General features: G+C 69.8%; 19 protein-coding genes. 14 read left to right on the top strand and 5 right to left on the bottom strand.

The window, feature by feature from the left end:
* The first annotated feature begins 2 nt into the window (after nt 1–2).
* The 4 genes from STBA_RS38225 to STBA_RS00860 all read left to right on the top strand — a co-directional run bounded on the left by STBA_RS38225 (nt 3) and on the right by STBA_RS00860 (nt 1,982).
* Nucleotides 3–587, top strand: a complete 585-nt coding sequence (locus tag STBA_RS38225; RefSeq protein WP_077057403.1) for a hypothetical protein — start codon at nt 3–5, stop codon at nt 585–587.
* A 201-nt stretch (nt 588–788) separates the two neighbouring features.
* Entirely contained in the window at nt 789–1,025 is a 237-nt protein-coding gene (locus tag STBA_RS38220; protein WP_077057402.1) for a hypothetical protein, read from the top strand.
* Nucleotides 1,026–1,096: 71 nt separating this feature from the next.
* On the top strand, nt 1,097–1,762 hold the full coding sequence (locus STBA_RS00865) for a hypothetical protein (protein ID WP_077057401.1): 666 nt from the start codon (nt 1,097–1,099) through the stop codon (nt 1,760–1,762).
* A 34-nt stretch (nt 1,763–1,796) separates the two neighbouring features.
* A complete protein-coding gene (locus STBA_RS00860) occupies nt 1,797–1,982 on the top strand; it encodes a hypothetical protein (RefSeq protein WP_077057400.1) in 186 nt (61 codons plus the stop codon).
* A gap of 52 nt (nt 1,983–2,034) precedes the next feature.
* Here STBA_RS00860 and STBA_RS00855 read toward each other — a convergent pair whose 3' ends face one another.
* Nucleotides 2,035–2,280 (bottom strand): hypothetical protein, encoded by a 246-nt coding sequence (locus STBA_RS00855; protein WP_077057399.1) that lies wholly within the window; start codon nt 2,278–2,280, stop codon nt 2,035–2,037.
* Between the two features lie 105 nt (nt 2,281–2,385).
* The gene (locus STBA_RS00850; protein ID WP_253194475.1) at nt 2,386–2,700 is read right to left on the bottom strand and encodes a secretory pathway Sec39 family protein; all 315 of its coding nucleotides are present in this window, start codon (nt 2,698–2,700) and stop codon (nt 2,386–2,388) included.
* Between the two features lie 306 nt (nt 2,701–3,006).
* Here STBA_RS00850 and STBA_RS00845 point away from each other — a divergent pair, with 306 nt between their 5' ends.
* Nucleotides 3,007–3,876, top strand: coding sequence for a hypothetical protein (locus STBA_RS00845; RefSeq protein WP_077057398.1), 870 nt, complete (start codon nt 3,007–3,009; stop codon nt 3,874–3,876).
* Between the two features lie 76 nt (nt 3,877–3,952).
* On the opposite strand, the gene STBA_RS00840 is transcribed toward STBA_RS00845, so the two are convergent.
* Entirely contained in the window at nt 3,953–4,675 is a 723-nt protein-coding gene (locus tag STBA_RS00840; RefSeq protein ID WP_216355895.1) for a phage antirepressor KilAC domain-containing protein, read from the bottom strand.
* 229 nt (nt 4,676–4,904) lie between these two features.
* On the opposite strand from STBA_RS00840, the gene STBA_RS00835 reads away from it, so the two are divergent.
* The gene (locus tag STBA_RS00835; RefSeq protein WP_216355894.1) at nt 4,905–5,738 is read left to right on the top strand and encodes a helix-turn-helix domain-containing protein; all 834 of its coding nucleotides are present in this window, start codon (nt 4,905–4,907) and stop codon (nt 5,736–5,738) included.
* Between the two features lie 43 nt (nt 5,739–5,781).
* Here the strand turns inward: STBA_RS00835 and STBA_RS00830 are convergent, their stop codons facing one another.
* Both STBA_RS00830 and STBA_RS00825 read right to left on the bottom strand, forming a co-directional pair.
* A complete protein-coding gene (locus STBA_RS00830) occupies nt 5,782–6,204 on the bottom strand; it encodes an NUDIX hydrolase (protein ID WP_077057396.1) in 423 nt (140 codons plus the stop codon).
* Nucleotides 6,201–6,833, bottom strand: a complete 633-nt coding sequence (locus STBA_RS00825; protein WP_077057395.1) for an NUDIX hydrolase — start codon at nt 6,831–6,833, stop codon at nt 6,201–6,203. The genes STBA_RS00830 and STBA_RS00825 overlap by 4 nt, the downstream gene beginning before the upstream one ends.
* Nucleotides 6,834–7,371: 538 nt before the next feature.
* Between STBA_RS00825 and STBA_RS00820 the strand changes: the two genes are divergently transcribed.
* From STBA_RS00820 to STBA_RS00785, 8 genes are all read left to right on the top strand, one after another.
* Nucleotides 7,372–7,935, top strand: coding sequence for a DUF3618 domain-containing protein (locus tag STBA_RS00820; protein WP_143659388.1), 564 nt, complete (start codon nt 7,372–7,374; stop codon nt 7,933–7,935).
* A gap of 153 nt (nt 7,936–8,088) precedes the next feature.
* Nucleotides 8,089–8,364, top strand: coding sequence for a hypothetical protein (locus STBA_RS00815; RefSeq protein WP_143659387.1), 276 nt, complete (start codon nt 8,089–8,091; stop codon nt 8,362–8,364).
* Nucleotides 8,361–8,795, top strand: a complete 435-nt coding sequence (locus tag STBA_RS00810) for a hypothetical protein (protein WP_143659386.1) — start codon at nt 8,361–8,363, stop codon at nt 8,793–8,795. The genes STBA_RS00815 and STBA_RS00810 overlap by 4 nt, the downstream gene beginning before the upstream one ends.
* Nucleotides 8,795–8,995, top strand: coding sequence for a hypothetical protein (locus tag STBA_RS00805; RefSeq protein ID WP_077057391.1), 201 nt, complete (start codon nt 8,795–8,797; stop codon nt 8,993–8,995). The genes STBA_RS00810 and STBA_RS00805 overlap by 1 nt, the downstream gene beginning before the upstream one ends.
* Nucleotides 8,996–9,073: 78 nt before the next feature.
* Entirely contained in the window at nt 9,074–9,289 is a 216-nt protein-coding gene (locus tag STBA_RS00800; RefSeq protein WP_077057390.1) for a hypothetical protein, read from the top strand.
* 107 nt (nt 9,290–9,396) lie between these two features.
* Nucleotides 9,397–9,936 (top strand): hypothetical protein, encoded by a 540-nt coding sequence (locus STBA_RS00795; protein WP_143659385.1) that lies wholly within the window; start codon nt 9,397–9,399, stop codon nt 9,934–9,936.
* A 78-nt stretch (nt 9,937–10,014) separates the two neighbouring features.
* Nucleotides 10,015–10,227, top strand: coding sequence for a hypothetical protein (locus tag STBA_RS00790; RefSeq protein ID WP_077057388.1), 213 nt, complete (start codon nt 10,015–10,017; stop codon nt 10,225–10,227).
* The gene (locus STBA_RS00785) at nt 10,224–11,507 is read left to right on the top strand and encodes a hypothetical protein (RefSeq protein WP_077057387.1); all 1,284 of its coding nucleotides are present in this window, start codon (nt 10,224–10,226) and stop codon (nt 11,505–11,507) included. The genes STBA_RS00790 and STBA_RS00785 overlap by 4 nt, the downstream gene beginning before the upstream one ends.
* Nucleotides 11,508–11,564: the final 57 nt, after the last annotated feature.

The following is an 11,564-nucleotide window of genomic DNA, read 5'->3' as shown; positions in this document are numbered from 1 at the left end:
TCGTGGCCCTGCCCCGACGCTTCCACCTCCTCCGCCGCCAGGACGTAACCGGTGTCGCTGGCACCGGCCGCATTGTCGAGGGCCTGGAGTTCAGCGACGGCCGCGTCGCGCTGCGCTGGCTCACCGACACCCGCTCCACCGCCATCTACGACTCCACCGACGACGTCATGGCCATCCACGGACACGGCGGCCACACCCGCATCGTCTGGGACGACCCGGCGCCGGCCGTCACCGACCCGCGCGGACTGGGCGGCAGCATCGTCGGCCCTGGCGGACCCCACGACCGCCACGGCGTCATCATCGACACCGACCACGCCGTACTCCTCAACGAGTCCCACGTGGCGCAGGTCGAAGTCGGCCGCCAAGGACCCGTGTTGGCCATGCAGCTCTCCGGCCGCATCAACAAGAGCAGCGACCGCGCCAGCGTGCTTTTCCTCCTCAACGGCGACGGCGCGGCAGCGCTCATCTCCGAACTCGTCGCGCTCGCCACCCGAATCGGCCCCGAATTCGCCGCTGCGCTCACCGCGCGGCTAGCCCACCTCGACGAGCAGGGCGCCACAGGTACCGACGACACCCCCAAGCCGTAACCCCGGTGGCCCGGCCGAGCGCCGGGCCACCACCCACCCGACCGCACCGACCCATCGAGCAGAGATGCCATTTCCCGCCGACATAGTCGCGCTCAGACGGCCTGAGGCCCGTTCGGCACCCATCGGCCCCATCGCCCCCAAGTCCGACCCCGGCAGCGCCATCCCTACCCCTGAAAGGCGAACCATGATCAGCCACGGCGAATGCGGCAAGACCGGACCGGTCTGCGCCGCGCACATTGCCCCGTATGTCACGAAACATTCAACTCCGACTCCGCCGCCGAGAAGCACCGCAAGGGCCGCTACGGCATCGACCGCCACTGCATCCAGCCCGCCGACGCCGGACTGATCCCCGTCGAACACCCCTGGGGAACGTGCTGGCAGAGCCCTGGCGCAGACCTCCGCTTCACCGATCACGAGGAACTCGCCTCCGCCGCGTGACCCCCACGCACCCCCAGGGGCCCGGCACCGACCGGCCGGGCCCCACCCGCACACCGCACGAGGAGCCACCGATGCACGAGCACGACGACGCAGCCCCGTCCTGCACCAGCTGTCACCGGGCGCTGCACCCGATCGAGGCCACGAGGTGGGCCTGCGCCGGATGCCAGCAGCAGGCCGCTCAGCAGCTCGCCGACCTGCCGACCCTGCACCGGCAGCTCGCCGACGTGCTCACCCCCGGCCGCGGCGCCCACGTAGTCGGCTCCCGCGGCGCCTACGGGCCACGGCCGCCCGCCGACCTCGACGTCATGGACCTCACCGACCCGCGTGTCGGCGTGATCGCCACCCTCGTGTCCTGCGTGCGGGACTGGGTGGAGACGTCCCGCGAGGGCGACGCGGGCGGCACGCTCACGCCCCCGGAATGGCCGGCCGGTCCGGATGCCCGGCTCGCGGCGCTGTGCCGCTGGCTGCGCTGGCACCTCGACTGGGCATGCGGCATGCACCCCGGCGTCGGCGACTCCCTGCGAGACATCCAGCAGGTGCACCAGCACGCGCACAGCCGCGCCACCGGCGAACGCGGCGAACGGCGCGTCACCGTCGCCTGCCCCTGCGGCGGCCTCCTGCGCGTCGGCGCCTCCACCCCCAGCGCCACCTGCGGCACCTGCGGCACCCGGTACGGGCACGACGACGTGCTGCGGCTCCCCCTCGCACCCAGGGCCATGGCAGCGGCAGCGGCGTGACGAAGCCCCCGCCTGGGCCTGGCAGAATCGGCGCATGCCTCAAATGCTGAAGCTCAGCGGCGAGTCGAAAGACATGACGCTGGACGAGATCGAACAATTCGTGAAGCTGGCACGGGCCGCCGACGCCCCCGGCGACCGCCCCGTCTACGCCGAGCTGAGCACCAACGGCAAAGTAAAGCAACTGGAGATATCGCTCGGCGAGGACGCCGAACGGTACTGATGCATGACGAAGTCCCCGCCGGCCGTCGGCGGGGACTTCGTCGCGTTTGGCGTCAGGGGAGTGGCGCGATCTGCGTGACGTGCAGCGTCTTCGACTGGTGCGAGACGTAAAGCACGGCATACGCGCCGTCCACGATCACCTGGCGAATGGTGAAGTCGGCCATCCCGTAGGGGTGCGTGGCGCCGAGCGGATCGTCGCATGCGTTCGTCAGGGCCACAGTCAGGGCCTCGCTCACAGATGGGGGCAGCGCGTCCTGCGCCGGTTCGGTTTCCGGGTCGTAGCTCAGTCGATAGGTCACGCCGCATTCCTCGGTTGGGTGGCGTCTGACCCGGACACCATTCGGGCCTCTCCAAGGCCCGTTCAGCGTAGTCGATCTGTAGCAGTCCGTTAGCCTTAAGGGTGATCAGGCGGCGCCGCGTGACTGAATCCGCTGTGCCTCGTCGCGCACCCGTTCGGTTACATCGGTCCACTCGCCCGGCAACGGCTCGCCATGCTGCTCGGCCTCGGCGAGCGCCTGCGCCTTTGCCACACCGGCCTGCATATCCTCCGCGGCCTTCCGCCAGCGGGCGAACACTTCGAGCAGTTCGTCCGCAGGCGCGCGATTGATCTGCGACAAGAAGCGTTTCGACAGGACCGGATTACCGAGAGATTCGCAAATCCGTTCGATCGTCCACGGCCCGCCGCTCATCACGCTGCTCCCCTGAGTGTTGAATTCCATCCGAGGGTAGCGCGCCACACCTGCACGTGCGCCGTGCCCGCACTGCGGTACCCCATCGAACCCCCCTGCGAAACAACCCGAAAGCAGGCAAGAAGGACGCCAGCCCGTCCTAGACCCTACTGAGTTAGTAGGGTCTAGGACACTCCGAAACCCCCGATGAGCCCCGTCACCCTGCTTCGCCCCCGGGCGCTATGCGCCTGTCGCAGGCCTGGGTCTGCTGCCTTGTCCGGAAACCGCCGCGTCAGGACCGTCGAACACGGGGAGGCATGGACGCGCCACACACGGCGACGACACAGGGGGCGATACATGGCATTCGGCAGGAGCCACGCGACGGACGCACTCAGCAGCATCGGCACCGCCATCAGCGCGCTCGGCGAATCCGTGCGCAAGGGAGCAGCCGACGTCACCGCTGCCATCACCAAGGCGCACACCGACCTCAACACGAAGATCGACGCCATCGGAGCACGCCTCCACATCATCCAGACCAACACCCTCACCAGCTCCGACGGCGAGACGATCCGCCGCGAAATCACGAACCTCCGAACAGAGGTCGCCACATGGAAGGCCGAAGCCGCCGCCGTCCGCGCCGAAGCTGAGGTCACCCGCCGGGCCCTCGAAGCGGCCACCCAGCCAGCCACCCCGGCCGGCGAGAATCCGAGCGCCCTGCCGCCCGACGGCTCCCCACCACGCGAACACCCAACCACGGCGAACACTCCATCGAGCGAACCCAGCCGCCCCGACGCCGACCGCAATGACGTCGGGGAGTACCACGACCTCCTACTCATCGCCGGCCGCGTCTCCTCGGCCAAGATCGTCGTTCATCGCGACTTGTGGGCGTTCCTCATCGAACACGCCGCCGCCGAACAGCACTTCCGCGTCCCAGGCGATGTCAAAGAACTCGACGAGGGCCGCGTCGAGGTCGCACTCTCCGGGCGCTCCCTCATCGCCGCCATCACGGCTGTCTGGGAACTCCGGCGCCGTCGAAGCCGCGACCAACTGGTAGGCGACTGGGCGCTCGCCAACACCCTCTACCAGTCCCTCCGCCTCGGCATCCACGACGCCTCCCGATCCGACCAGGGCCCAGGGGCCAAGCGCATCACCATCGACATCGACCTCCAGCAAGGCGGAGCGCTCCCCGTGCCCGACAGCAATCCGCCGGAGGGCGACCAGCCGTAGACACGCCGCCGCCCCGACCCATGGCAGTTGGGTCGGGGCGGTGAGCAATTACCATTACTGGTAACTGCTTCGGCAGTCAGCCCGCCTGTTCGATGGCGGCGGCCATCTCGGCGCGGCGCTTCTCGATGCGCATCTGCACGAACGCGATCCCGCGCGGGGTCAGGTGCAGCGTGTAGTGGGCGCACGAGCCCCACGTGTGCTCGACGACCCGCTCGACCGCGTTGAAGCAGTCGGCGTGCGCCGCGTAGAAGTCGTACTGCGCCGCCCCGCACGTGGCCTGACGGCGGTACACCAGGCCCTCGTCGATCAGGAACACGCGGAGTTGCTTCTCTGCCCAGCCGAGCAGCTTCGCGGCCTGCCGCACCAGCACGTCACCGTCCTGCGCGGCCATGAGCGTGTCGTGCGCCAGCGCCTTCGGCTCCAGTGCGCGAATTTTCGTGTCGGCCTCGACGAGTTGCCGAGCGGTCGCGACGTAGTGCTCGGCGAGAGCGAGGACACCCGTCGGGGTGGACAGGTCCGGCAGGGCCGGTGCCGTCTCGGCCTCCCGGGTCCTCACCGCGAAGTACACCAGCGCCTCCCGGATCTCCGGCTTCCGCGAGTCGCCACGCATGGCCGTGAGGTAGGCGGCGTAGCGGGAGAGCTGATAATCCTCGCGCGGCGCACCGCCGGTCCCTTCTTGTCGGTACCGGCAAAGAGCCAGGTCAGCTGCCTCGTTCCCCTGTTCCGCGATGATGACCGCCCGAGCCTGCTCGATGGCCTCGGTGAACCGGCGCCACTGGGCGTACCCCAGGAACGGCATCAGCTCCCGGGCCACCCAATACTCGGAGCCGTCCGTTCGGGTGTGTCGTAGGGCATCAAACGGGGAGCCATCCCCCCGTGGGACCATGGACATGGTCCACTCCTCTCTCCTGCTACGGAAACGCGGAGTCGATCAATGGGTCTGCGCCCGGTAGCCGCCGGGCGCAGACCTAATATTAGACACTCGCTCAACATTGCGCAACGAAAGTCCATCCATGCACAATGGCGGCATGGATGAGATGTGGGACTTCGAGGCCCTTGGTAACGCGCTCCGCGATGCCCGAGTCGCGAGCGGGCGGACCCAGGCAGAACTCGCCGACGCCGCAGGTGTTTCGCGTGGCAGCGTCATGAACCTGGAGCAAGGCACCCCCTTCAGGCGTGTGCCGACAAGCCTCTCGAAGGTGGCTGAAGCGCTGGGATGGCCACACGGGCGCGCGATGGCCTTCCTAGGAGGGCGCCGACCGGACCGGTTGCCCACCGCCCTTGAGCGGCAACTCCGTTCGACGCTCTTGAGCCTGCCGCTCCGCGTTGCGCACGAACTTTCCGGCGGGGAACTGGTCGACACTGATGTCGTCGATCTGAGCGTCTACGACCCCCAGACGGCAACCCATCTAGTCATCGTCTGCAAGCGGTACGCCGAGTTCTCAGCCGGAGAAACCGGTGACTCCGAAACCGACTTCGCGTTCTGGAACTACATGCAGAAGGCGATCCACGCAGCCGCCGAAGACTGGGGAGCCATCCGAGACGCGGACGATGCGCCAGCGGCATTCCTGACCTGCAGTCTCGACACCTGGCTGTTCATCCTTGGCGAGGTCCGGAAACAGATCGAGTGGCGCATGAACCCGGCGTTCGACCGCGACGGTGACCTGTGCGAGGTCACTCTTTCGGGGCGTGACCTCGCAGCTATCGTCCAGGCGATGCGGCGTCTGCGTCGCAGTGGGAACGCGATGGAAGCCACCATGGCTAGCCTCGTGTACGAGGCAATCCTGGACAGCCTGCAGCAGATCCAGGCCCGCGATCAGCCCGTGCACATCACTATCGAAGAACGGCTGCTTGCGCGCTGAGCTGACGCTGGATCAGCGCCCCTGGTCGCAGGGGTGGCGCCCGCTACCCGTTGGCGGGTCGCAACTCCTCGTCGAGCCACACCTGCACGGGCTCGTACAGCCCGTAGGGCACGTACTCGGCGATCTCGCCGTGCGCGACCCACGCGATCTCGGCGATCTCCTCCTCGTCGCCGACGACCGCTTCGCCATCGAGTACGCGGCAGGCGGTGTACGACATGGCCCGGCCGGTCTTGGGATGGATGCGCTCGCCGAGGAGCTTGACGGCCTCGACGTTCAGGCCCGTCTCCTCCAACGTCTCGCGGACGGCAGCCTCCTCGGCGGTCTCGCTGGCCTCGATGCCGCCGGCCGGGAACTGCCAGCTCAGTTCGCCCTCCTTGACACGCCGCCGGACCATGAGGACGCGCCCGCCCTGGACGACGATCCCGGCGCTGATGCCGGGCTTCTCTTCGGTGGTCTGGTCGGTCACGCGGTCTCCAAGGCGGCGAGGATGGGCGGGTACAGGCTGTCGGTCCGGATGAATCGGGTGAGCGCCGAGATGGGCACCCAGGTCACGTCGGTGTTCTCGATGGGGTCGCGGTTGGTGGCCTCGCCGGCGAGGTAGTCGGCGATGAAGTAGTCGGCGAGAACGCCGGTCACTGGGTGGAGCCGCTGCCCGAGCTGGCGGCGGACGGCGCAGTGGACGCCGGTCTCGGCGTGGGTCTCCTGCACAGCCACGGCCTCCGCGTCGGCGCCCGGCTTGACCACTCCGGCCGGGAACTGCCAGCGGAGCGTCTCGCCGTCGCGACGACAGACGAGCAGCACCTCACCGGGGCGGACGACGACGGCGATGGCGACCCGGAGGACCTGCGCGGTGACGGCGGCAGGCGGCCGGGACATCAGCGCGAACCGTCGCTTCACCGCGTCACCTGCCCTCTCAAGAGTCGTGTCGAGCATCTGCTGCATGTCGGGGCGCGGGATGATCTCCGGCTGAGAATTCCAGGTGGCGACGGTCCGCACCGCGATGCCAAGGTGAGCAGCGAACGCCTCGTTGGTCATGCGGAGGGCGTCCTGGAGTGCCCGGGCTGTGCGCCCGGTCCACGTCTCGACGACGTCCATCCTCGGCCTCCCACCCCGCCCGGACGGGCCTGTTGCACTAGGACTGCACTGCCGCTGTACCCGCTGCACTATGCCCGCCCCGGAACCTCATGGCTACTGCGCGTCATCCGGCGTTGACTCGGCGACATGAAAATTCACGTCGTCCCCGGGGGAGCCGAGGTCGCCCCTTCGGTCTTCGAGTCCTTCGGCCTGGGTGGAAGTTCGTCGCTGTCCCCAACGAGCCATACCAAGAAGCCGTTGATGTGCGAGTTCATGTCGGAGCCGACCTCGGCGACGGCAAGCTTGGCCCGAGCGTGCAGGTCTGGGTCGGGCCGGTACGTGCGCGCTGGTTTGAGGTGGACTCCTGCTGGCATGGGTGAATCTTTCCATAGTGGCTTGCCACTCGTCTATGGACTGCGCTACGTTAGTGGAGTGCCACTCGGGCTGCTCCACCAGCTCCGGCATGTAAACGGCCCCAGCTTTGGGACTCCACTCCCAGGCCAGGGCCTAACCGAACTCCCTGCTTCAACCAAGGAGACCGGCTGTGCTTGATACTGCCATGCCTGCGGGACAGCCCGCGAGCACTTCCTCCACCCCTTCGCCTTCCGCTCCGTCCCCGGCTCCCGTCGCCCTCAGCATTGAGGCGGAGATCCTGACGTGCGCCGACACGGGGCGGCCCGAGCTGGTCGTGAGTGCCAACGGCGCGTCCTACGAGGCCCGCACTCCCGAGGAGTTGCGCGCTGAGATCGCCGCCGCCCGGGACCGCCTCACGCGCCTCGACGCACTGGCGGACCAGTACGAAGCGCTGACCTCCCCGCCCGCCAGCCCGTGCTTCTCGTGGTGCGACCACCCCAGCGAGTTCCCGGGCGAGCACATGTCCGCGAAGGCCCACCTGCCGATCCCGACGGGCTTGGACGTAGAGCGCGCGGAGCTGCTGTCCGTGGCGGTCGCCGCCGACGACTACACGGTGGACAGCGAGCCCGAGGTTCTCATTGGGCACGCCGGCGACATGCTGGCGCTCCCCGGCGACCGTGCCGAGCGGTTTGCCGGTCAGCTGATCGACTTCGCCAACGAGGTCCTCGCCGCCGTCCGGCGCACCACCGAGAAGCGCCTCGCCGTCTAGCTAGCTCTCAGCCCCGGTGGTGGCGTGATGCTGCGCGATCGAATCGCGCCCGGGGCACGGTCAGACCCCCCGTTCGTCGGCGCTGCAACGCCATGTGACGACGGAGGGCCTGGTGATCAACCTCAACCCCTGTGAGAGATGAAGGAGATCAACGTGAAGAGTACCTCTCTGTCCGACGGTGACGCCGCCGCGGTTTCCGAGCTGGACCGCTACCGCCGGGCGCGCGTCTCGGTGGCGGACGCGGAGGCGGCGCACCGCGCGGAGTTGCTGGAGTGGCTGGTTGGCCGCGTGTCGGCCGCGGCGCCGCTGGACCAGGTCCAGTACGCGGCCGTCGCCCGCGAGTGCGACGCCGCCAACCCCGACGAGCCGTCGTTGCTGGACGAGCTGTTCGCGGCCGTCGAAGGCGACGCGTTCGAGGCCGCCGCATGAACGACCCGATGCTGACCGCCACCACCCTCCGGGCGCTCCCGTGCGCCGAGACTTGGCGGCAGGAGACCGCGCGGCTCGCGGACGAGCAGCGGCTGTGGAGCGGCGCCCACGGCGGTGTCCTCACCGGCCGCGAGATCGCCGACCTGCTGGTCGCGGCGCGACGGCACCTGGAGGCCGAGGGCTGGCGCCCCACGGAGTTCAACGGCGTCGTCGAGGCGCTGATCGACGAGTCGGGCGGCGACCTGGCGGCGTGGACCGCGGCGAAGGCGCTGGTCGAGTTGATGTTGCAGGCCCGTAGCGGGGCGCCGCGCCCGGTGAATCTCGACGCGTGGGGGCGCCGCGCCGGCCGCAGCTGGACCGAAGTGTGCTGGCTGCTGCGGGATGCCGCGCAGCTCGCCCGCGAGCACGGGCCGCTGGGAGGTGGCCGGTGATGGGACGCAGCCAGCAACCGAGTGAGCATCTGGCGCAGACGGAGCAGGAGCGGGCCGACAACCTTGCGGACTACATCGACCAGATCCAGTCCAGGCCGGATCACCCGTCGGCCGGCAGCCTGCCGCACTACCAGGCGGCCTACCGCAATGCCTCGTCGCTCGCGGCGCAGAACACCGCGCAGCCCGGGGGTCGGTCGTGAGCGCGGCCGGAGTCCGCGTGCGCCAAACCCACCGCGACCTGACCCGACCCGTCGTCCAGCACTGAGGAGGAGACACGCATGGCCCGGACCCAGTACCGGTGGGAGTGGGAGATCGAGCTCGTCGTCAGCGGGGCGCGCTTCCGCACGTCGGGGACATCGTATGCCGACGTCGGGCGCACTGAGGCGCAGGTCCGCGACCACGTCGCGGAGGACCTGGCCCGCCAGTTCGCCCGGCAGGTCGGGGCCCGGCAGGTGACCTGCCAGGTCATCTACTGGCAGGCCCGCACCGTCTGACCGCCGCCCGGCGGTAGCCCACGCGTCCCGGACGCCCATCCGGGGCGGGTGGAGATCCGCCAGACACACCCGCACCGCACACCCCTACCCGAGGAGTAGACATGCTCATGACACGACTCGATCGGCAGTGGCGCGACGCCCGCACCCTGACCGACCTCGGCCACGCCACCGCCCTCTGGCTCGAAGGCGGCCTCCGCCGCCACCCCAACGGGTACGACACCCCGGCCGCCGAGACCCGCAGCCTCATCCCCACCCTCGCCGCCGCAAACCGCGCCGGGTACGTCACCGACCAATCCCAGCCCGGAGGCGTCGGCCCCGGCTCCGGCCGCGCATGGTGGGAGCAGCGCGCCGCCGTCGACGGCTGGATCGCCGACCCCCGCCTGCTGGGGCGCCTGCTCGCCGCCGCGCGCCGCGACGGGCTGATCGCGTCCACCGGCGGCAAGCCGATCGTCGTCACCCGCCGCAACGGGGAGCCGCACACCGACTTCGGCGGAGACATCCCGCCCCGGCACCTGCGCGGGATCTGGCGTGGCGTGCACCCCGCCGCGATCGACGAGATCCAGCGCGCCACGCACCTCGCTCTCATCGACCCCGCCTGGGGCCCGTCCGACCGGCTGTGGGGCGCGATCGACAAGGCGGTCCGGTGATGCGCGCCTTCCACCTGCTCGCGATCGCCGCGCCGCTCGCCATCGCCCTGACCCCCTGACCTCCCGGAAGGACCCCTGATGTCTACCGCCGATGTGGCGAGGCTGGCCGGCCTGATGGCCAGGCGCCTGGACGCAGTACACCCGGTGATGCTGCCGCTGGTCGTGCTGCTCCTGGTCGCGGTGAGCCTCGTCGCCGTCCCCCTCACCGCCACCGGCGGTGTCCTCGTCCTGATCCGCCGCGCACTCACCGCGGCCGTCAACTACCAGCCCCGGAAGCGGGTGAAGTCATGACCACCACCATCGACCACGTCAACGGCACCGGCAGCGACGTCGACCTCGTCGCCGCCGCCCGCGCCGAGGCCATCCGCCGCGAAGCCGAGACCCGCGCGGAAACCGACCTCATCGCCGCCCGAGCCGCCGCGGACGCCGAACGCGCCCGCGCCGAAGCCGACGCCGAAGCCACCCGCATCAAGGCCCAAGAGGAGGCCGAGAAGCAGCGCCTCGCGAACGAGACGGTTGAGCTGCGGCAGCGCCGAACCCGCGCCGAGCAGGAAGCGAAGATCGCCAAGGCCGAGGCCGAGCGCGAGGCCACCATGCGCGCCGCCGCGCAAGCGCGCCGCGCCGATGAGGCCGAGCAGCAGCAGGCCGAACAGGAACACAAGAGCGTCGCCGAGGCCGACGCCAAGTGGCGGAAGTACGCGAAGCGGTTCGCGATCCTGTGCGGCATCGTCGCGCTCCCCGTGCAGCTCGCCGCTTTCTGGAACGAGGATGCGCCCTGGCTCGTGGCCGCCCCCGTCATGCTCGAACTCGGCGCCTGGGTGGTCCACAGGGGTGCTGCCGCCGCCGTCGCGAATGGCCGGCCCGCATGGCACTACCGCACGATCGTGTGGCTCCTCGCCCTCGTGGCCGCCGCCGTCAACCTGTCGCACGGCCTGCACGCGTTCGACCCCGCGACTGCCTGGGCGACTGCGTTCGCTTCGATCGCTGGGCCCGGGGTGTGGGACCTCCACGAGCACGGCCGCATCGCGAAGCGCGACGGCCGCGAGACTCGGCGGCAGCGCAAGCAGCGCGAGAAGAACGAGGGGAAGCGGCGCGCCGAAGAGTCCGAGAGGGCAGCAAAGCAGGAGGCGGACAAGAAGGCCGCCCAGGAGGCTGCGGAGCAGGCGGCGAAGGTGCTCGCCGAGCAGCGCGCCCAGCTCTACCCCGACGTGTGGAAGCACGCCGTGAAGCTCGCCGCGGCCCTCGGTGAGACCACCGTTACGGACGCCATCTGGAACAAGGCGCACGAAAACATTGAGGGCGCCCCGCCTGGCGAGGATGTCGAGACGATCCGCATGCGAAACCAGGCCGCGCACCGTGTCGAAGCCGCCCGCACCGGCACCCCCGTGAACCGTGTCGCAACGGCCGTGTCGTCGCAGGTCGCATCTCAAATGCCCCGCCCGAAGAGGCCGGGCCCGAAGCAGCGCGCGACGCGGCGGCCGGGGGACTCCCCGAAGCACTCGCGGGGCGCCCGCAACCAGGCGTCCATCACTGCCAAGAAGGCGATCGAGAAGAGCGGAGTGGACCAGTGAGCGCGGAGTCGATTCAGCCCGCGGGCGACGCGACGGTTGTGCGACTGTCGGACCGCC

The sequence above is a fragment of the Streptomyces sp. MP131-18 genome (assembly GCF_001984575.1).
GTDB classification, from domain to species: domain Bacteria; phylum Actinomycetota; class Actinomycetes; order Streptomycetales; family Streptomycetaceae; genus Streptomyces; species Streptomyces johnsoniae.
This window is presented reverse-complemented; position numbering and strand designations above follow the sequence as displayed.